At 47.5% G+C, this 19,137-nt stretch carries 17 protein-coding genes and 1 pseudogene; 13 read left to right on the top strand and 5 right to left on the bottom strand.

Going from position 1 to position 19,137, the window contains the following annotated elements:
- Positions 1 to 57 precede the first annotated feature (57 nt).
- A complete protein-coding gene (locus AUL54_RS07150; protein WP_045927133.1) occupies positions 58 to 747 on the top strand; it encodes a YetF domain-containing protein in 690 nt (229 codons plus the stop codon).
- 32 nt (positions 748 to 779) lie between these two features.
- Here the strand turns inward: AUL54_RS07150 and hmoA are convergent, their stop codons facing one another.
- Both hmoA and AUL54_RS07140 read right to left on the bottom strand, forming a co-directional pair.
- Positions 780 to 1,106, bottom strand: coding sequence for a heme-degrading oxygenase HmoA (hmoA, locus tag AUL54_RS07145; RefSeq protein WP_016936945.1), 327 nt, complete (start codon positions 1,104 to 1,106; stop codon positions 780 to 782).
- Positions 1,107 to 1,190: 84 nt separating this feature from the next.
- Positions 1,191 to 1,553 carry a VOC family protein gene (locus AUL54_RS07140; RefSeq protein WP_060963375.1) on the bottom strand — a complete coding sequence of 121 codons (363 nt, stop codon included), beginning with the start codon at positions 1,551 to 1,553 and terminating at the stop codon, positions 1,191 to 1,193.
- A gap of 161 nt (positions 1,554 to 1,714) precedes the next feature.
- Between AUL54_RS07140 and AUL54_RS07135 the strand changes: the two genes are divergently transcribed.
- The 4 genes from AUL54_RS07135 (at position 1,715) to AUL54_RS07125 (ending at position 4,105) form a co-directional block, all read left to right on the top strand.
- Positions 1,715 to 2,581, top strand: a complete 867-nt coding sequence (locus AUL54_RS07135; RefSeq protein WP_060963374.1) for an STAS domain-containing protein — start codon at positions 1,715 to 1,717, stop codon at positions 2,579 to 2,581.
- 283 nt (positions 2,582 to 2,864) lie between these two features.
- Entirely contained in the window at positions 2,865 to 3,038 is a 174-nt protein-coding gene (locus tag AUL54_RS20600) for a YezD family protein (RefSeq protein WP_082761615.1), read from the top strand.
- A 29-nt stretch (positions 3,039 to 3,067) separates the two neighbouring features.
- The gene (locus AUL54_RS07130; protein ID WP_060963373.1) at positions 3,068 to 3,370 is read left to right on the top strand and encodes an FMN riboswitch-binding regulator RibR; all 303 of its coding nucleotides are present in this window, start codon (positions 3,068 to 3,070) and stop codon (positions 3,368 to 3,370) included.
- A 90-nt stretch (positions 3,371 to 3,460) separates the two neighbouring features.
- Positions 3,461 to 4,105 carry a Bax inhibitor-1/YccA family protein gene (locus AUL54_RS07125; protein ID WP_060963372.1) on the top strand — a complete coding sequence of 215 codons (645 nt, stop codon included), beginning with the start codon at positions 3,461 to 3,463 and terminating at the stop codon, positions 4,103 to 4,105.
- A 36-nt stretch (positions 4,106 to 4,141) separates the two neighbouring features.
- Here the strand turns inward: AUL54_RS07125 and AUL54_RS07120 are convergent, their stop codons facing one another.
- Positions 4,142 to 4,654 (bottom strand): MarR family transcriptional regulator, encoded by a 513-nt coding sequence (locus AUL54_RS07120; protein ID WP_060963371.1) that lies wholly within the window; start codon positions 4,652 to 4,654, stop codon positions 4,142 to 4,144.
- A gap of 148 nt (positions 4,655 to 4,802) precedes the next feature.
- On the opposite strand from AUL54_RS07120, the gene AUL54_RS07115 reads away from it, so the two are divergent.
- On the top strand, positions 4,803 to 5,924 hold the full coding sequence (locus tag AUL54_RS07115) for an FAD-dependent oxidoreductase (protein WP_060963370.1): 1,122 nt from the start codon (positions 4,803 to 4,805) through the stop codon (positions 5,922 to 5,924).
- A 36-nt stretch (positions 5,925 to 5,960) separates the two neighbouring features.
- Here AUL54_RS07115 and AUL54_RS07110 read toward each other — a convergent pair whose 3' ends face one another.
- Positions 5,961 to 7,031, bottom strand: a complete 1,071-nt coding sequence (locus AUL54_RS07110) for a DUF3900 domain-containing protein (RefSeq protein ID WP_060963369.1) — start codon at positions 7,029 to 7,031, stop codon at positions 5,961 to 5,963.
- A gap of 160 nt (positions 7,032 to 7,191) precedes the next feature.
- Here AUL54_RS07110 and AUL54_RS07105 point away from each other — a divergent pair, with 160 nt between their 5' ends.
- The 7 genes and pseudogenes from AUL54_RS07105 to AUL54_RS07075 all read left to right on the top strand — a co-directional run bounded on the left by AUL54_RS07105 (position 7,192) and on the right by AUL54_RS07075 (position 17,765).
- Positions 7,192 to 10,377: a bifunctional cytochrome P450/NADPH--P450 reductase gene (locus AUL54_RS07105; RefSeq protein ID WP_060963368.1), complete on the top strand. Its 3,186-nt coding sequence runs from the start codon at positions 7,192 to 7,194 to the stop codon at positions 10,375 to 10,377.
- Positions 10,378 to 10,804: 427 nt separating this feature from the next.
- Entirely contained in the window at positions 10,805 to 12,733 is a 1,929-nt protein-coding gene (locus tag AUL54_RS07100; protein WP_016936959.1) for a lipoteichoic acid synthase, read from the top strand.
- A gap of 216 nt (positions 12,734 to 12,949) precedes the next feature.
- On the top strand, positions 12,950 to 13,714 hold the full coding sequence (locus tag AUL54_RS07095; RefSeq protein ID WP_060963367.1) for a glucose-1-phosphate cytidylyltransferase: 765 nt from the start codon (positions 12,950 to 12,952) through the stop codon (positions 13,712 to 13,714).
- 6 nt (positions 13,715 to 13,720) lie between these two features.
- Complete coding sequence (locus tag AUL54_RS07090; RefSeq protein WP_060963366.1) at positions 13,721 to 14,689, top strand: GDP-mannose 4,6-dehydratase; 969 nt, start codon at positions 13,721 to 13,723, stop codon at positions 14,687 to 14,689.
- Positions 14,690 to 14,711: 22 nt separating this feature from the next.
- Positions 14,712 to 15,623, top strand: a complete 912-nt coding sequence (locus AUL54_RS07085) for a putative nucleotide-diphospho-sugar transferase (RefSeq protein ID WP_060963365.1) — start codon at positions 14,712 to 14,714, stop codon at positions 15,621 to 15,623.
- 27 nt (positions 15,624 to 15,650) lie between these two features.
- Positions 15,651 to 16,830, top strand: a pseudogene (locus AUL54_RS07080) (glycosyltransferase).
- A complete protein-coding gene (locus AUL54_RS07075) occupies positions 16,827 to 17,765 on the top strand; it encodes a putative nucleotide-diphospho-sugar transferase (protein WP_060963363.1) in 939 nt (312 codons plus the stop codon). The pseudogene AUL54_RS07080 and the gene AUL54_RS07075 overlap by 4 nt, the downstream one beginning before the upstream one ends.
- A gap of 28 nt (positions 17,766 to 17,793) precedes the next feature.
- Here the strand turns inward: AUL54_RS07075 and AUL54_RS07070 are convergent, their stop codons facing one another.
- On the bottom strand, positions 17,794 to 19,023 hold the full coding sequence (locus tag AUL54_RS07070) for an MFS transporter (RefSeq protein WP_016936965.1): 1,230 nt from the start codon (positions 19,021 to 19,023) through the stop codon (positions 17,794 to 17,796).
- Between the last annotated feature and the right edge of the window lie 114 nt (positions 19,024 to 19,137).

Here is a 19,137-nt window from a genome sequence, read left to right as displayed (position 1 = left end):
TATAGAAAACAGGCGGATGTCCATAATGGTAATGACTTTTAAGAAGAAGGTGCAGATATGGGACATTTATTTACAGTGGCTTGGGAATTAGTATGCGGTTTGGGTATTTTATTTGTGATTTTAAAATTGCTCGGAAAAACTCAATTCTCACAGATTACGCCATTTGATTTTATTTCGGCGCTTATCCTCGGCGAATTGGTCGGAAATGCGGTGTATGATAAAGGCGTCAGGATCGTTGAAATCATTTTTGCTTCTCTGTTATGGGGGATTTTAATCTATTTCATCGAACTGATTACGCAGAAAGTGAAAAGCTCCAGAAAGCTGTTGGAAGGCGAGCCGAACATTGTCATCCATAAAGGAAAACTGAAATATGATGTGCTGAAAAAGAATAAATTGGACATAAATCAGCTGCAGAGCCTTCTCAGACAGGCGAACTGCTTTTCCATACAGGAAGCGGAATATGCGATTTTAGAAACAAACGGGATGGTCAGCGTCCTGCCGAAATTTCCGTACGACACGACGAAAAACGGAGACATGCAAATCAAGCCGAAGCAGGTCTCCTTACCGGTCACACTGATTATTGATGGTGAAGTGCTGCACGAAAATCTGAAAGAAGCCGGGGTGGAAGAAGAACAGCTGATGCAAGACCTGAAAAAGCAAAACATCAAAAAAACGGAGGACGTGTTGTATGCGGAATGGAAGCCCGATAAACCGCTGTTTGTCCTGCCGTATGAGGAGAAAAAATAAAAAGAGCTTTGCCCTGGGGCAAACGCTCTTTATTATTTTCCATGTACGCCTGTTTTAACGGCTTTGACATGATACATACCGACGTCCGTCCCAAGCATGTAATCAGGTTTCGGCTTGCCTTGGTTTGCTTTGTGGGCCGCGATGTGGTCTTCGCTTTTTTCCCATTGTTTCCAATGGTCTTCTGACTCCCAGCGGATTAACACGACGACTTCTTCATCACCGCGGCGGACTTTTTTCTCCAGGACTGTTACGTCAATCAAGCCTTCCTGCTTTTCGATTACGCCTTCTGAGCTGAAGCGTTCGATCACTTTATCGGCATGTCCTTCTTTTACGGTCATTTTTCTGATTTGCACGAACATCTGGCATCTCTCCAATCCTTTTCACGCTTTATTCAACATCTTAAATGAAAATGATTCTCAAAGTCAATTGAGATGCCTGACGGATTACGATTTCAGGAGAAAGACATGACCATCCTCATCTTTAAATTGCACGAAGCTTCCCCATTCCATTTGTTTCGGTTCATCTAAAAAGGTGATGCCGTTCTTTTTCATCTGTTCGTATGCGGCAAAGACATCTTCGCATTCAAATACGATTGAAGCCTTCATATGCTCGGCCCCTTTCATCATCGCTTTCGGATAGATAACCAAATGAGTCTCGGCTCCTTTTGGCGCTACTTCAAGCCAGAAGGCATTCGGGCCCATCGGATGTTCGGCGACGGTTTCAAATCCCGCTTTTTCCGTCCAGAATGTTTTTGCTTTTTGCTGATCGTCAGTGTATACGGCGACTGTCGCGATTTTTTTGATCATCTTACTGACCTCCTGTTTCATTTCTTTTATAGTGTGTCCTGCAGGCGAAAAAAGCAACCGAAAGCTTTAATGTGCCGGCTTTTTTTTATTTCTCTAGTACGATCGGCAATTCCGATTTATAATTTAGACAAAAGGACATATTCTTGAAAGAGGAGACGGCAGTGAACAAAGACCAATTACTTCATGATTATATTATTACACATTCGGCCGAGCTGACGGAAAAATGGCTCAAGCTGAGACGGAAGCTGAGAGGGCATTTTTATTCTGCGGATCAATTAAGTGAGGAAATGAAACGGCTGCTGATCGAGCAGCATACCTTTACGAACACGGCCGTCGCAAGCGCTTTTTTGGAAGACCCGGCTGTTTTTCAGCATAACAAAGAAAAATGGGCCGCACAGGTAGCGAAAAGCAGAGTGGAGCAGGACGCGCAGGTTCATGAGGTCGTTGAAGCGATCGGCAATTCAAGAACCGTCTTTTGGGAAGCGGTCACCCGTTTTATAGATGAGAATCCGGATATCGTAACAAAAGAGGATGTCCGCCGCTGGAATCATCTTGTTAACGGCTCATTTGATCAGCTGATGACGGATTTTACTGAACAGTATCAGACATTAATGATCGCGAGGCTGTCATCTCAGCAGGAGCTAATTTCCGAATTGAGCTGTCCGGTTATTTTGATCGCGGATACGATCGGCACTCTGCCGCTCATCGGCGCGATTGATACGAGACGGGCGCGCGTGATATTGGAGACGGTGCCGGAAAACTGTGTCGCTAAACGGATCACAAACCTTGTGATTGATCTGTCCGGTGTGCCCATTGTCGATACGATGGTGGCGCAGCAATTGTACATGCTGTCGAAAACGTTATTTCTCCTCGGCATCAGAACCGTGTTTTCCGGCATTCGGCCTGATGTGGCACAGACTTCTATCCAATTGGGGCTTGATTTTTCAGCGTATCAAACCTACGGCTCTCTGGAGCAGGCGCTCGCCAGCATGGGTGTCACATGTACTATTGAGGAAACAAAAGCATAGAAAAAAAGTGCTCCGGCCAGAGGCGGGGCGCTTTTTTTGTCAGCGGGAAACAAGTACGATTATTCGGTCAATTGAAGGCATATTATGTTCCTTTTTTAAAAAGGAGATCATATGCCTTTTTTTATGCAGAGAAAGAGAAAAGAAAACATATCCAAAAATCGTGTAAATGTTATTGATTTTTGGAGGGAAACATAATAGTATAATTGTATATTTCTTATCAGAATAGTATGAATTAAAAACCATTGTCTTCAAGACGAACGGCCAGACATAAAGGGGGAGCATGATGACGTCCAAAGGAAACGTAGATCCGCATGTGGTTGAAAAGATTATCAGTGCGCTGGAAACGATCGATTTCGGGACTGTTCAGATTACGGTTCATAATTCCCAAGTGACACAAATTGATAAGGTGGAGAAATATCGATTTTCCCTGAAGAGCAAAGAAGTAAAGCAATCTTAAAAAACGGCCAATGACAGGAGGCGGTACATATGAAGCATTCAACTGTTCCTTTCCGGGAGAGCCGGTATCTGCACCTGCCCGAAGTGCGCTTTCTGCATTGGTGCACGAAGCAGTACGGCATAAATAAAGGCGTGCTGAATACAATTGACGGCTGGTTTTATGATGCGGGCATCATTCCCATTCCCGTCAGGCGCCTTTATGTGCTGGCGTTTCTCGATTATGCGAAAACGCCGGGACAGAAGGGGAATATCCGATTCGGGCACGGCGGATTGACGAAAAAACTGTATGATTTCATGAATATGCAGGAGTGTGCAGCAAAACGCCAGGCCTGATATCCTTAAAATTTTCTTAAAATCATGCAAATTTCTCCCATTTTATTTATAATAGACCTATTACGATCAATTTTTGGGAGGACTTTTGACATGCAAACTGCTGCTTATGAGAGCAAACAATCTATTATGCAGCGCATTATAACGGTATTTGTGTTTACGCTGTTAGTTGCGACAATCGGCCTGTATACCGGCCAGTTCATTCCGCCGGCATTGATGCTGCCGCTGTCGATCTTAGAGGTCGTCATGATCTTCGCGGCGTTTTGGCTGCGCCGAAAAAAAGCCGTCGGATATGCGTTTGTGTTTTCATTCGCTTTTATTTCCGGAGTGACGCTGTTTCCGATTATCAGCCATTATGCGTCCGCAGCGGGCGCCTATGTCGTATTGGAAGCATTCGGTTCTTCGTTTGTGATTTTTGCGGTGCTCGGCACGATCGGCGCTAAGACGAAAAAGGACTTGTCGTTTTTATGGTCCTTCTTGCTTGTCGCTGTTATCGCGCTTCTCGCGGTGGGGATCTTTAATATTTTCAGCCCGCTGAATTCCGCCGCTATGATGGCGTATTCCGTCATCGGAACGATTGTGTTTTCAATGTACATCTTATACGACCTGAACCAGATCAAACACCGTGACATCACGGCGGATCTGATCCCTTTGATGGCATTGACGCTTTATATCGACTTTATCAACCTGTTTATCAACCTGCTTCGATTTTTCGGGATTTTAAACAGTGATGATTAACCGCGCGAAAAAGGCGCCCTTCTAAAGGGGCGCCTTTTATGTTCTGCCGCCGGAAAACAGCAGAATCTTATCAAATAATACTTCAAGCATTTTTGTGAAGGCCGCTTTTTCTTCAGCGGTGAAGTTTTCCATGACACCTGAAATTTTAGAAAAGTGGCCGGGGAGGAACAGCATCAGCTTTTCTTTTCCTTCCTTTGTGAGCTCGATGCTGATTTTTCGTCTGTCGCCGGTATGCCGGCTGCGGTTTACAAAGCCGTCCCGTGCGAGTCCGTCGATCAATCCGGTGATGGTCGCTTTGGTGACGTTGGATTTTTTCGCCAGCTCCGTCGGACTCAGGCTGCGGCCGGGTGCGTCAAACAGAAACATTAAAATTTTGAATTTGCCTTCTGACAATCCGTGACTTGAGAAATAATGCTCCATGACATGATTCATTTTTTTCGCCATATCAAATAAAGTCAAAAATGTTTTCAATGAGTCAGCGTCCATATCGGCGTAAATCTCAGCGTGTCCGGCAATCTGCGAGTAATCCGGCAAATCTCTCAATTCCATTTTGTAAGCCTCCGTACATTTTTGTGATTCAAAGTATAAGCTTGCCGGATTCAAAAGGCAACTTATAAAGATTGACAGTTTTTCAGCCTATATAGTAAGGTGGCTAATAGTTAATGGATAGTAAACAAATAGAGAAGGCGGTATCGTGATGAACCATGAAGTGAAGAAGATCATCATAGCGGGCGGAGGGATCGGCGGCTTGTCTGCAGCGATTTCTCTCGGGAGAGCGGGTTTTGAAGTGACCCTCTGCGAGGCGGCGTCCGATATGCGAAAAAGCGGAGCGGGCATTCTTCAGCCTCAAAATGCGCTGCGGGTGCTGAGGGAAATCGGTGTGTATGAAGAATGCTGCCAACACGGCTTTCAAACGGGATGGCTGAAGCAGCATGATGAAAACGGAACGCTGCTGTTTAAAGTAAGTGAGGCGTTTTTAGATGATTCATTGCCTGGGAGGAATAATATACTTCGGCAAGCCTTAAATGATGTCCTCAGAAAGCATGCTGAAGCGGCAGGGGTTACGATTCTGCTGGGGAAAAGAGTCGTATCTTACGAAGAAACGGCGGATGAAATAACGGTGCATTTCGCAGACGGAACCGCGCTGACGGCTGACATTCTCGCCGGTTTTGACGGCATCCGCTCTGCTGTCCGCGATCAAATGCTGCAAAGAGAAGTGAAAACGGAGTATCTCGGCATGGGGGCGCACAGATTTTACATCTCTTTTCCCGAGCCGATATTCCATGATTCGACACTGATGTATAAAAAAGGGCAGACACAGGTCGGGGTCGTGCCGCTGTCCGAAAAAACAGGATACGTATTTATCATCCGGCCGTATGACGCTGACTTCAGGGATGATGAAGACACACGTTTTGAACGGGTGAAAGACTTGCTGCGCGGAATTCCGGGAGTGAAGTTTGTGACAGATCATATGTCAAAGGAATATCCCGTTTTGTTTCATAAGGTTGAGCAGATGGCGGTCAAAGAGCCGTGGCACAGAGGCCGCGTCGTTCTGGGCGGGGATGCCGTCCATGCAGGAGCACCGACATTGGCGCAGGGCGCGGCGATGGCGATTGAAGACGCGATCGTGCTTAGTGAAGAACTGCAAAAGCACAAAAACCATGAAACTGCTTGTCAAGCATACTTCGAACGACGGGCGGAGCGGGCTTTACGGGTGCAGAATCTCTCATCTGAAATCGTCCGCCGCGAGATTAAGGGAACGACCGGCATCCAAGACATCATCGGTGAATGCTATCGATTGCTCAGAGAGCCTTATTAAATAGAGAAAGTCCAGAACATGGCGTCTGGACTTTTGTCAGTCTTGTTCAGATTTATTCCGTATCCGCTCAATCACCTCATGCAGCCCCTCAGGCTTGTGAAACTCCACCGGCGAACTGCCTTTTTCAAACGAGATCGTCTCCGCTTCAATGAGCGCGACATATCGCCCGTTTACTTTCGCAAGATGGATGGATTCGCCGAAATCGGCCAGCAATCCTTTAATCTCTGTTTCTCCGACTTTCATTTTCAGCTCGGCTTCCGGCGTATGTTCAATGATCTGGGCAGATGCCTCGATGACTTGATGGGTGTCGAGGCGCTCCTGAATTTCCCGCTTTTCACTCGCTTCCCAAATTTCAATGTCGTGCTCAAACTGCTGAAGCTCTTCGCTGTTTTCTTCAAAAGTTTCATACACGTGCTCCTGCACCATGTTCATGACTTGGTTTTTCATGATTTCCGGCATCGATTCGCTGTATTCGACAAATTTGAGAAAGTCCTCAAAATAACGGGCATGCGAGGCTTGATGGATTTTCAGCTCGTGCTCTTCCGTCATGCCTTCTTCGGGCATATACGGATATTGAATGCTTTTCATGTTTTTTGTTGTGATGGCCATTTCGACCTTTTTAATGAGAGATGAAGCGTCTGAGATCCGGGCGACTTTCGGCTCGAAATCGCATTTCATCATAAAGACGAACTTGTCCTCAAAATATTTACGCGGCACGGCCGATGCCACGATAAAAACACCGCCGCGAACGGCGCTCGTGTCCAGATAAGTGCGGACGAACTGCTCGCTTGCTTCGATAAATGCGTCCTTCGTATCCGCAAGTCTGGCGCGGTTGAAAAGGTTGTAATTCGGATTTGAATCAAGCTCATGGCCCGGCTCCGTGATAAAATGGCCGATTTTTGTGGGGACTTGCTCGGATTGCGGATGCCGTTCGGCTTTCCGTTTGACGATTTTCTTCAATTCCCCGTCCAGGAAATCCTTCAGCTCGCTTTCTTCAAATTCTTCCGTATCAAGCGTCTGGAAATGTTTGAACTGTTTGTTTGCCTGTTCGTCTTTTCCTTCCACTTGAATGACATAAAACGATAAAAACTTGATTTCAAAATCCATATATGAACTCACCTTATTTCTGTATTTGACAAGCCTCTCCAGTATAGAAAAAACCGTTAATGATCGTCAATGAGGATTGCCCGCTCTGGCGGATAATCGGCGGGTGAAAAGGGCACTGTAGTTGGAAGAAACGCATTCCGTTTAAGAAAGGGTGTTATTCATGAAGGAAACAAGTCCGATTCCGCAGCCGAAGACGTTCGGCCCGCTCGGAAATCTTCCTTTGCTTGATAAAGACAAGCCCACCATGTCGCTTCTCAAACTGGCAAATGAGCAGGGGCCTATTTTTCAGCTGCATACGCCGGCGGGTACGATTATCGTCGTGTCCGGCCATGAACTGGTGAAAGAGGTGTGTGATGAAGAACGGTTCGATAAAAGCATTGAAGGGGCTTTGGAGAAAGTCCGCGCGTTTGCCGGTGACGGGCTGTTTACAAGCTGGACGCATGAGCCTAACTGGCGAAAGGCACATCATATTCTGATGCCGACCTTCAGCCAGCGCGCGATGAAAGATTATCATGCGATGATGACGGATATCGCAGTGCAGCTGATTCAAAAATGGGCAAGGCTGAACCCGGATGAGGCCGTTGATGTGCCTGCCGATATGACCCGGCTGACGCTCGATACGATCGGGCTGTGCGGTTTTAACTATCGGTTTAACAGCTATTACAGGGAAACGCCTCATCCGTTTATCAACAGCATGGTGCGCGCCCTTGATGAAGCGATGCACCAAATGCAGCGCCTTGATGTTCAGGATAAGCTCATGATCAGAACGAAGCGCCAATTTCATCATGACATTCAGGCGATGTTTTCGTTAGTAGACAGTATTATCGCAGAGCGTAAGTCAGACGGCGGCCGGGATGAAAAGGATCTGCTGGCCAGAATGCTGAATGTGGAAGACCCGGAAACAGGCGACAAACTTGACGATGAAAATATCCGGTTTCAAATCATCACGTTTTTAATTGCCGGCCATGAAACGACAAGCGGCCTGCTTTCTTTTGCCATCTACTTTCTGCTGAAGCATCCCCGTGTTTTGGAAAAAGCCTATGAGGAAGCCGATCGGGTATTGACCGATCCCGTTCCTTCATATAAACAAGTGCTGGATCTTACTTATATCCGGATGATTTTACAGGAGTCATTGCGCTTATGGCCGACCGCGCCTGCGTTCAGTCTTTATGCGAAAGAGGATACGGTGATTGGCGGGAAATATCCGATCACGGCAAAAGACAGAATCTCCGTCTTAATTCCTCAGCTTCATCGTGATAAAGAGGCGTGGGGAGACAATGCGGAGGAATTTTATCCGGAGCGGTTTGAAGATCCGGATCAAGTGCCCCACCATGCGTACAAGCCGTTCGGAAACGGTCAGAGGGCGTGTATCGGTATGCAGTTCGCCCTGCACGAAGCAACTCTTGTTCTGGGGATGATTCTCCAGCATTTTACCTTTACAGACCACACCGATTATGAGCTCGATATTAAACAAACATTAACGCTCAAGCCCGGCGATTTTCATATTCGGGTGCGGCCGCGAAACAAAGAAGCCGTTTCGGCTGCTCTCCCGGCGGCTGAAAAAGCGGGGGAAGGCGTCAAAAAAGAAAAACAGGAGACAAAAGGCGCTTCCATTATCGGACTTGATAACCGTCCGCTTCTGATTCTGTACGGCTCAGATACGGGAACTGCAGAAGGCGTGGCGCGGGAGCTTGCCGATACTGCCGGGATGCACGGCGTCCGGACTGAAACAGCGCCCTTGAATGACCGGATCGGAAAACTGCCGAAAGAAGGAGCGCTCTTGATCATTACATCCTCTTATAACGGAAAGCCTCCGAGCAACGCGGGGCAATTCGTGCAATGGCTTGAAGAAGTCAAACCCGGGGAACTGAAAGGCGTCCGATATGCCGTCTTCGGCTGCGGTGACCATAACTGGGCGGCGACATATCAGGCCGTTCCGAGACTGATTGATGAAAAACTTGCCGAAAAAGGAGCGGAACGCTTTTCTTCCCGCGGCGAAGGGGATGTCAGCGGCGATTTTGAAGGAAAGCTTGATGAATGGAAAAAAAGGATGTGGGCGGACGCCATGAAAGCGTTCGATCTCAAGCTGAATGAAAATGCCGAAAAAGAGCGGAGTACGCTGGGCCTTCAATTTGTGAGCGGGCTTGGCGGCTCCCCTTTGGCACAGACGTATGAAGCGGTTTACGCATCCGTTGCGGTAAACAGGGAGCTTCAGGCGCCGGAAAGCGGCCGAAGCACAAGGCATATTGAAATCATTCTGCCGAAAGAGGCTGCTTACAATGAGGGGGATCATCTCGGCGTGCTGCCTGTAAACAGCAAAGAGCAGGTCGGCCGTGTTCTCCGCCGGTATAATCTGAACGGGAACGACCAAGTGCTGCTGACGGCCAGCGGACAGAGCGCGGCTCATCTCCCGCTCGATCGGCCGGTCAGGCTGCACGATCTTCTGAGCAGCTGTGTCGAATTGCAGGAAGCAGCATCAAGGGCGCAAATCCGGGAAATGGCCGCTTATACGGTCTGCCCGCCGCACAAACGGGAATTGGAAGATTTACTCGGAGAGGGCGTCTATCAGGAGCAAATCTTAACATTGCGCGTCTCAATGCTCGATCTCCTTGAAAAATATGAAGCGTGTGAACTGCCGTTTGAGCGATTTCTGGAGCTTTTGCGTCCGCTGAAGCCGCGTTATTATTCGATTTCCAGCTCACCGCGGAAACATCCCGGACAGGCTTCAATTACCGTCGGCGTCGTTCGCGGCCCCGCCCGGAGCGGTTTGGGGGAGTATCGCGGAGTCGCTTCGAATTATTTGGCGGAACGCAGACCTGATGATGGTATCGTGATGTTTGTCCGCACTCCGGAAACAAGATTCCGGCTGCCCGAAGACCCGGAAAAACCGATTATTATGGTCGGTCCCGGCACAGGAGTCGCCCCCTTCCGCGGATTTCTGCAGGCACGCGCGGCGTTAAAAGAAGAAGGGAAAGAGCTGGGGGAAGCTCATCTGTATTTCGGATGCAGAAACGATCATGATTTTATTTACCGTGATGAGCTTGAAGGTTATGAAAAAGACGGAGTCGTGACGCTTCATACGGCGTTTTCACGCAAAGAAGGCGTGCCGAAAACGTATGTGCAGCACGTCATGACGGAGGATGCCGAAGCTTTAATTTCGATCCTTGACCGGGGAGGGCATCTATACGTATGCGGCGACGGAAGCAAAATGGCGCCTGATGTAGAGGCAGCACTGCAAAAAGCGTATCAGTCGGTCCACGAAACAGATGCACGGCAAGCGCAAGAATGGCTTTTGGATCTCCAAACAAAGGGCATTTACGCAAAAGATGTCTGGGCCGGCATTTGACCGATTTGATGAAAAGGACTGGATGACTCCAGTCCTTTTTTGCATCGGCGGAAAAAAATATTCAAGTTTTTCAATCCCTTTGCATACAATAACTTCAGCCCGCCTGTCGGGCGGCTGCCTTTGATATTCATTTTTCGTTTTTAAGTAGTTTGTGTTATTCTTATATTTGGTATCTCCTAGTTTCAGACCGAGTCTGAAACGGTACCTTTTAATGCCAGAAAAAAATGTGAAACGAAGAACGGATATCCTGCGTCTAATGGCTGGCGGGATAAGATGTTCAATGGGCATGACACGAATGATAAATATATCGTTTATTAAAATGGTGTGTTTATGGGGCTGTGTGATGCTTTCGTTTTGCTCGGAAAGCAGGAATTGAAGCAAAAAGTAAGAATACAGATTTAAAGTGTTTAGGAAAGTAGAGGTTGCCATGAAGAAATTATTTTCTTACAGACTTAGTTTTTTTGTACTGGCTATTATTTTGTTTTGGGCCAAAACGTATTTAGCCTATCATGCTGAATTCAACCTTGGGGTGAAGGGGCCGACGCAGCAGTTTCTGCTAGTGATCAATCCGTTCTCAAGCGCCATTTTCTTTTTAGGACTGGCATTGTTTGCGAAAGGCCGCAAATCAGCGATTATCATGGTGATTATTGATTTCATCATGACGTTTATTTTGTATGCAAATATCCTATTCTATCGATTCTTCGATGATTTCTTGACATTCCCTAACTTAAAGCAATCCGGTAATGTCGGAAATATGGGAGACGGCATCTTCAGCATTATGTCCGGCCATGATATTTTGTACTTTGTTGACATTATTATTTTAATCGCACTTCTGGTGTGGAGACGTGAGCTGAAGGAATTCAAGCTGAAAAAACGGTATACGTCTTTAATTATCGTGACGGGTATTGTTTTGTTCTTTGTTAACTTGGCGATTGCCGAAGAGGACCGCCCGGAGCTGCTGACAAGAACGTTTGACCGCAATTACATTGTAAAATACTTAGGTCTTTATAATTACACGATTTATGACGGCGTGCAGACGGCGCAGACGGAAACGCAGCGGGCATATGCAAGCAGCGATGACCTGACGAGCGTTGAGAACTACACATCGTCGCATTATGCGAAGCCGAACGCCGAGTATTTCGGCAAGGCCAAAGGCAAAAACATCATTAAGATTCACTTGGAAAGTTTCCAATCGTTTTTAATCAACTACAAACTTGACGGAAAAGAAGTCACGCCGTTCCTGAATAAACTCGCCCGCGGCGGTGAGGACATGACGTACTTTGATAACTTTTTCCACCAAACAGGCCAAGGTAAAACATCTGACGCCGAGCTGATGATGGATAACAGCCTGTTCGGACTGCCTGAAGGGTCAGCCTTCGTGACAAAAGGGGAAAACACGTATCAATCGCTTCCTGCCATCCTTGACCAAAGTGAAGGCTATACAAGCGCCGTTTTACACGGTGACTACAAATCATTCTGGAACCGTGACCAGATTTACAAACATATCGGCTATGACAAATTCTTTGACGCCAGCACATACGATATGTCTGATGACAACCTTGTCAATATGGGACTGAAGGATAAACCGTTCTTCAAAGAATCCATTCCGAAGCTTAAATCGCTGAAACAGCCGTTCTATGCGCATTTGCTCACGCTGACGAACCATTATCCGTTTACGCTTGATGAAAAAGATGCAACGATTGAAAAAGCGAAAACAGGCGATGCAACTGTAGATGACTATTTCCAGACGGCGCGTTATCTCGACGAAGCGCTTGAACAGTTCTTTAAAGATCTGAAGTCATCCGGTTTATATGACAACTCGGTGATTATGATTTACGGAGACCACTACGGAATCTCTGAAAACCATAACCGCGCGATGAAAGAAATTCTCGGCAAAGAAATTACGCCTTATCAAAACGCGCAGAACCAGCGTGTGCCGCTTATGCTTCACATCCCTGGCAAAAAAGGCGGAGTGAACCATACATTCGGCGGTGAAATGGACGTTGTGCCGACGATCCTTCACTTGGAAGGCATTGATTCTAAGAAATATATTAATTTCGGAACCGATCTCTTCTCGAAAGACCATGATGATACGGTGACGTTCCGTAACGGAGACTACGTCACGCCGAAATATACTTCTATCTCCAATGTCGTATACGATACGAAGACAGGAAAAGAACTGAAAGGCAATCAGGAAACGAAAAATCTGAAAGCCAGAGTCACAGAGCAGCTGAAGCTGTCTGACAGCGTGATGTACAAAGACCTGCTCAGATTCCACAAATTGAGCGACTTTACGCCGGTTGATCCGTCTAAATATCATTACGGCAAAGAAAAGCTTAATGAGGATAATAAATAATAGAAAGAGCCTTACGGAATTTCCGTGAGGCTCTTTTTTTGTGTGTATCTTCACCAATCTGAAAAAAGAGAGAGCTTTCGATCACAAAGGGCGCCAATCTCTCATATCTTACAGTAGATTTTGAAACCGGTGATAGAGAATCGGACAAATTATCCGGTTGGGTTTCTCTTATACGGGCGGTTTCGAATCCAATATTCACAGAGAAGAGGGGTAGAGATGAAAGCAGTCATTCTCTGCGGCGGAAAAGGAACGAGAATGAGCGAAATCACCAATGAACGTCCCAAACCGCTCGCCATGATAGGCGAAAAACCGATTCTATGGCATATTATGAAACTCTATCAATACTATGGCGTGAACGAATTTATCCTGCTTCTTGGTTTCAAAGGAGAGATGATTAAGGAATATTTCTTAGATTATGACTGGAAGAATCATAGTATGACGCTCGACAGCTCTACCGGAGAAGTGCGGATATTGGGAAAATCCGAGCCGTGGAAAATCACTTTTTTAGACACGGGGGAACACACGCAGACAGCGGGGCGGCTTTTACAGGCAAAGGACATCATCGGTGATGAAACCTTTCTCATGACATACGGAGACGGACTGGCCAACATCAACCTGTTTCACCTGATCAGCTATCATCAATCAAAAGGGGCTGCGGCAACCGTCACCGGTATTGAAAAGACCTCGCAATTCGGGACGCTGACAGTCGAAGACGGCATGGCGAAAAGCTTTTCTGAAAAAACCTCGAGTGACGGCATCATCAACGGCGGATTCTTCGTGCTCAGCCCGAAGGTATTCGATTATCTGCCGAAAGACAGCGATGTCATGTTTGAAGAAGAACCGCTGAAGGAGCTGGCGAAGGACGGCGAATTGGCGGTATATCGGCATTACGGTTTCTGGACGGCGATCGATACGTATAAAAACTTGCTGGAAATCAACAAGATGTGGGACAGGGGACAACATGTATGGAAGGTATGGTGATCAAGTTTGAGTTTCTGGAAAAATAAAAATGTGTTTGTGACGGGATGTACAGGTCTTTTAGGAAGCTGCTTGGTAAAGGAACTGATCGATCAGGGGGCCAATGTGACGGGACTTGTCCGTGACACTGTGCCCAAATCTAATCTGTATCAGGGAGAACAAGTGAAGCAAATGAATATCGTGCAGGGCGCTCTTGAAGATCTGGATGTGATTGAGCGGGCGCTGGGCGAATATGAAATCGACACGGTCTTTCATTTAGCAGCACAGGCGATCGTCGGCGTCGCAAACCGCAATCCGATTTCCACATTTGAAGCCAATATTCTCGGCACATGGAACATCCTTGAAGCGTGCCGCCGGCATCCGCTCATCAAGCGGGTGATCGTCGCCTCCAGTGATAAAGCGTACGGCGACCAGCCGGCACTGCCGTACGATGAAAACATGCCTCTTCAGGGCAAACATCCGTATGATGTGTCAAAAAGCTGTGCCGATCTGATAAGCCACACATATTTTAATACGTACGGCCTTCCGGTTTGTATTACGCGCTGCGGCAACTTGTACGGCGGCGGGGATTTGAATTTCAACCGGATTATCCCGCAGACGATTCAGCTCGTGCTGAACGGTGTAGCGCCGGAAATCCGCAGCGACGGCACATTTATCCGTGATTATTTTTACATTGAGGATGCGGTCGACGCGTACCTTTTGCTGGCGGAAAAGATGGAGGAGCTCAATCTTGCGGGAGAAGCGTTCAACTTCAGCAATGAGATTCAGCTGACGGTGCTGGAACTTGTAGAAAAAATTCTTAAGGCTATGGACAGTGACTTGAAGCCGAAAGTGCTCAACCAGGGGAGCCACGAAATTAAGCATCAATATTTGTCGGCGGAAAAGGCGAGAAAGCTTCTGAACTGGACACCCGCGCATACCATTGATGAAGGGTTGGAAAAAACGATCGAATGGTATAAAGCCTTTTTTCAAAAGTAACAGAAACAGAGGTGATAAAGACGTGACAAGCGCATATTGCACAGTTTTATCAAAAGGAAGGCTGTATCAGGCCATCGCTTTATTCGGCTCATTGAAAGAGGTTCAGGCTGACGCCCCCATTTTTACTTTGTGTATGGATCAAGACACCTATGACGTGCTTCAGGCAATGCAGCCGGATAATGTCACCCTGATTCCGGTGTCTGAACTGGAAAATGAGGAGCTCCTTGAACTGAAGCGGACGAGAGATCAGAGCGAATACTGCTGGACGGTGAAGCCGGTATTTCTCGAATTCGTGCTGGACGGACATCCGGACTTAGAGCGTGTCACGTACATTGATGCCGATTTGTTTTTTTTCGCTGATCCGCGCCCGATTTTTGAAAATCAGCCGGATTGTTCGGTGCTTCTGTCACGGGGCGATATCGTCATCCCCTCATTTGAAAAACAGGAAATTGACATGCTGCAGCGCCTTTTAGGCCGGTATAACTCCGGTTTTCTCAGCTTCAAAAACGACCGGGCCGGCACAGATTGTCTCAGATGGTGGAAAGAACGCTGCCTTGAAGAATGCAAAAATGCGCCGGGTGAAGGGAAATTCGGAGATCAGGGCTACTTGGATCACATGTCTGATCTATTCCCGAATGTGTGTGACATCACAACGCCCGGTGTGAATATCGGCCATTGGAATTACGGCCGGCACACATTTTCATGGAAGGACGGGCGTCTTGTTCTCGAAGACGAAAGTCCGCTGATTTTCTATCATTTCAGCGGATACCGGATCATCACAGCCGGCGACATTCGGCAGATTCACGAGAAGACCCGGACCGACCTGCCGTTTGTCCATCAGCTTTACAAAGACATTCTGAAGCAGGTGATCGGGACGGTCAGCGCCGTCTGCCCGAAGTTCAGCGGCTTTGCATCTGAGGACGATAACAAATAAATGATTATATACAGGAAGTGAACAAAAGTGAAGGCAAGCGTCATAGTTCCCGCATATAATTCCAGGGAGCGGCTTTATAACAGCCTGCTGTCCCTGAATGAACAGGAATGCACAGAGCCGTTCGAAGTGATTGTGGCTGACAACGGTTCGGAAGACGGAACTTTATCCATGCTCGAATCATTCAGCGCGAATTTTCCGCTGATTTTTGTGAGAATTAAAGAAAACAGAGGGATCGCTTACGGCCGGAATCAGGCGGTCCGCAATGCCAGAGGCGATATTTTGATTTTTCATGACAGTGACATGCTTGCCGAAAAGGATTTGGTGGCGAAGCATATCAAGGCTCATGAGAACCGGGACGATCTTGTTGTATGCGGTATGTTCTGGAAGCGGCTGTACAGCTTTTATTATGACCGTTTTGAAAAAGAGCATAAGGAAAAGCTCGCCGAACTGTATGAAGAGCTGCCGGGCGATAAAGAGCCGCTTCTTGATGAAAGTGCCATCAGAGACGGAAGCTTTCTCGACCGATGCTTTGACTTAGATACCGATTTTATACGTGTGCTGAAAAGCATTTTGGAAAAATACGGAGACGGCTTGAAAGGCTACCGTCTGCCGTGGCGTTTTTTCATTACGAACAATTCCTCAGTCAAACGGCAGCACGTGGCAGATCTCGGTCTGTTTGATGAAGGCATTGTCAGATACGGTTTTGAAGATTATGATCTCGGCATCAGGCTTCACCAGTCGGGCTTGTCGTTTCAGCTGCGGCGCGATATCATGAGCGTCCATCAGGAGCATCCGAGCAACTGTGCTTCCGTTGATGACATTAGGACGAATATTGCGTACATGTGCGACAAGTACAATGACATCCATTCGCTTGACGTGCACCTCGCGTTTAACGGCCCGTTTGACGCGGAGTTAACCAACAGCATTATGGCAGACATCGAAGTGCTGCTTGATTATGAGAAATATGAAAGCCTGCTGTACATCTTTCTTGAGCTGATGCACGCGGTTAAAGACCGCAACCTCGATCCGGACTGGAGGACGAAAAGCCCGCGTATCACGGCGAACAGCTTTCATCTGCCGGAGGCCCAAAAGCTTTTGTCAAAAGCGGAAAAAAAGCTGGGCGTTACGCACTTTGCAAGAGCGTTCAAAGCGCTGTTTGCTGATTTACTGCATGTGGATTTTAAATAAATTGGATGTGATATGGTGAGTAAATATCATTTTTCAACCATTGTTTCAAGAACGCATATCTTTAAACTGATGCCGATGATTCATTCTCTCCATGAGCATTGCCGTGATTTTCATCTGTATGTGCTGTGTGTCGACAAGAAGGCGTATGAACTGCTTCAGCAGGTGCCGTGGGAGCATGTCACGGCGGTTCAGCTCCATGAAATGGAGGACCCGGAGCTGCTTGAAGCAAAGGGCGGGCGGACGTTTCATGAATATTGCTGGACGCTGAAGCCGGCATTTCTGTTCCATGTGATGACGGAGTATGATGAAGCCGAATATTTTGCCCATTTGGACACCGATCTCTTTTTCTTCTCAGATGCGGGCGAGCTGTTTGCGGAAAAGCCGGATGCTTCTCTTTTCCTGACGGATCACCGCAATTCAGAACGGTTTGCGTCTTATTACAAGCTGACCGGGCAGTACAACACCGGGTTTGTCGGCGCGCGGAATACTGAGGAAGCGTATCGGGCGGTCTGGCAGTGGAGACAGGATTGCATCTCCTATTGTACGGTGGAGATGAATGAAGAAAAAAAGACATACGGTGACCAAAGGTATGTTGAAAAATGGCCCGCGCAGTTTGAGAACGTTCATGTCACGGAGTCGATCGGCGCGAATGCCGCGCTGTGGAATATTGAGCAATACGAAGTCAGCCTGCGTGACGGGGCTGTATATGTCAATGACACCCCGCTGATTTTTTATCATTTTTCAGGCTTTACGCTCGTCACGGAGAACGAATTCAATCTGTGCTGGTACTATCACATTGATGACGAGGCGACAGTCAATATGATTTACGTGCCGTACATCAAAAACATAAAAAAATGGATTGATGGAATTCAAAAGGCGTTTCCTGATTTCAGAGACGGGTTTATTCCGAAATATGCGGTTCCTGACACTCATTTTTATACGGTTGAAACATAAAATCCCTGCCGAAAAGGCAGGGATTTTTTTATGAATGCCATTCTTTTAATGTTTTGTCGCTCGGCAGGACAAACGCGAGCAGTCCTAAAACGGGCAGAAAGGCGACGGCTGTCATGGTCGGCGTCAATCCCGCGGAATCAATGAGGGCGCCGAGTGCAACGGCTCCGATCGCGCCCATTCCGAAGGCGAGCCCGACCGTAAGCCCTGACATCGTGCCGATTTTACCCGGAACGAGCTCCTGCGCGTAGACAACGGTCACAGAGAAGCTGGACATCAGGACAACGCCGATCAGCGCCAGTACGCCATAGGCGATGACAGGTCCCGCAAACGGAAGGAAAATCGTCAAGGGAGCCGATGCCATCATTGATACGATAATGACGTTCCGCTTTCCGAAACGGTCTGCCAGCGGCCCGCCGAGAAACGTTCCGACAGCCCCGAAGAATAAAAAGACGAAGATGTAGCTCTGTGCCTGCTGAATGCTGACATGATAGGCATTCATCGCATAGAACGTATAAAAGTTGCCGATCGCGCTCACATACCAGGAACGCGCGAAAATCAGGAAGATAATCATGATAAGGGCAAGAATAATCGGCTTTGTAATCACAGTCTCCACAGCGGCAGCCGGTGATTTTTTACTTGCGGCACGCAAATGAATAAGGCGGCCTTTATACCATTTGGCGATATAAATGAGAAACAGCACAGCGATTGCGGCGACAAGCGTAAACCAGACAGAGCCGAATTGACCGAGCGGAACGAGAATCAGCGCGGTAATCAGGGGCGCCATCGCCTGACCGGTGTTTCCGCCGACTTGGTAAATCGATTGCGCCAAGCCGCGCTTTTCGCCGGCGGCCATGTAAGCGACACGCGATCCTTCAGGGTGAAAAACGGCGGAGCCAAGGCCGATAAAAAATACACAGCATAAAATCGTCAGAAAAGACGGGGCGAACGCGAGACCTAAAATGCCGAGCATGCTTGCGGTGAGTCCGAGCGGCAGGGCATACGGCATCGGGCGTTTATCCGTATACCAGCCGATGACGGGCTGCATCACGGAAGACACCATATTCAGCGTAAAGGCGATCATTCCGAGCTGTGTAAAGGTAAGGCTCATGGAACGTTCCAAAATAGGAAACATCGCCGGAATCACCGCTTGCAGTGAATCGTTCAGCAAATGACAAATCCCGATAATCAATAAAATGGAATACATGGTTGTATCGGGACGATGGACAGGTTTTTCTTTCATCGGTGCGGCAATTGCCAAAGTGATTCTCCTCCTTTTATGTAAGCAAAGCATACACCATATTATTCATAAGGTGAATGAATGATCAAGAGCAAAAAAGGCTCTTCTTTCTCAAATCGAAAAAAGAGCCTCCCT

It is taken from the genome of Bacillus sp. SDLI1 (genome assembly GCF_001553895.1).
GTDB lineage: Bacteria > Bacillota > Bacilli > Bacillales > Bacillaceae > Bacillus > Bacillus siamensis.
The sequence above is the reverse complement of the archived record's forward strand: the minus strand, read 5'-3'. Positions and strand labels throughout refer to the sequence as shown.

What these genes read in the sequence shown, in the direction of transcription:
- AUL54_RS07100 (WP_016936959.1), top strand. Translation starts at nt 10,805, where the DNA reads ATGAAGAAATTATTTTCTTACAGACTTAGTTTTTTTGTACTGGCTATT.
- AUL54_RS07120 (WP_060963371.1), bottom strand. Translation starts at nt 4,654, where the DNA reads ATGGAATTGAGAGATTTGCCGGATTACTCGCAGATTGCCGGACACGCT.
- hmoA (WP_016936945.1), bottom strand. Translation starts at nt 1,106, where the DNA reads ATGTTCGTGCAAATCAGAAAAATGACCGTAAAAGAAGGACATGCCGAT.
- AUL54_RS07140 (WP_060963375.1), bottom strand. Translation starts at nt 1,553, where the DNA reads ATGATCAAAAAAATCGCGACAGTCGCCGTATACACTGACGATCAGCAA.
- AUL54_RS07105 (WP_060963368.1), top strand. Translation starts at nt 7,192, where the DNA reads ATGAAGGAAACAAGTCCGATTCCGCAGCCGAAGACGTTCGGCCCGCTC.
- AUL54_RS07150 (WP_045927133.1), top strand. Translation starts at nt 58, where the DNA reads ATGGGACATTTATTTACAGTGGCTTGGGAATTAGTATGCGGTTTGGGT.
- AUL54_RS07115 (WP_060963370.1), top strand. Translation starts at nt 4,803, where the DNA reads ATGAACCATGAAGTGAAGAAGATCATCATAGCGGGCGGAGGGATCGGC.
- AUL54_RS07110 (WP_060963369.1), bottom strand. Translation starts at nt 7,031, where the DNA reads ATGGATTTTGAAATCAAGTTTTTATCGTTTTATGTCATTCAAGTGGAA.
- AUL54_RS07125 (WP_060963372.1), top strand. Translation starts at nt 3,461, where the DNA reads ATGCAAACTGCTGCTTATGAGAGCAAACAATCTATTATGCAGCGCATT.
- AUL54_RS20600 (WP_082761615.1), top strand. Translation starts at nt 2,865, where the DNA reads ATGACGTCCAAAGGAAACGTAGATCCGCATGTGGTTGAAAAGATTATC.
- AUL54_RS07095 (WP_060963367.1), top strand. Translation starts at nt 12,950, where the DNA reads ATGAAAGCAGTCATTCTCTGCGGCGGAAAAGGAACGAGAATGAGCGAA.
- AUL54_RS07130 (WP_060963373.1), top strand. Translation starts at nt 3,068, where the DNA reads ATGAAGCATTCAACTGTTCCTTTCCGGGAGAGCCGGTATCTGCACCTG.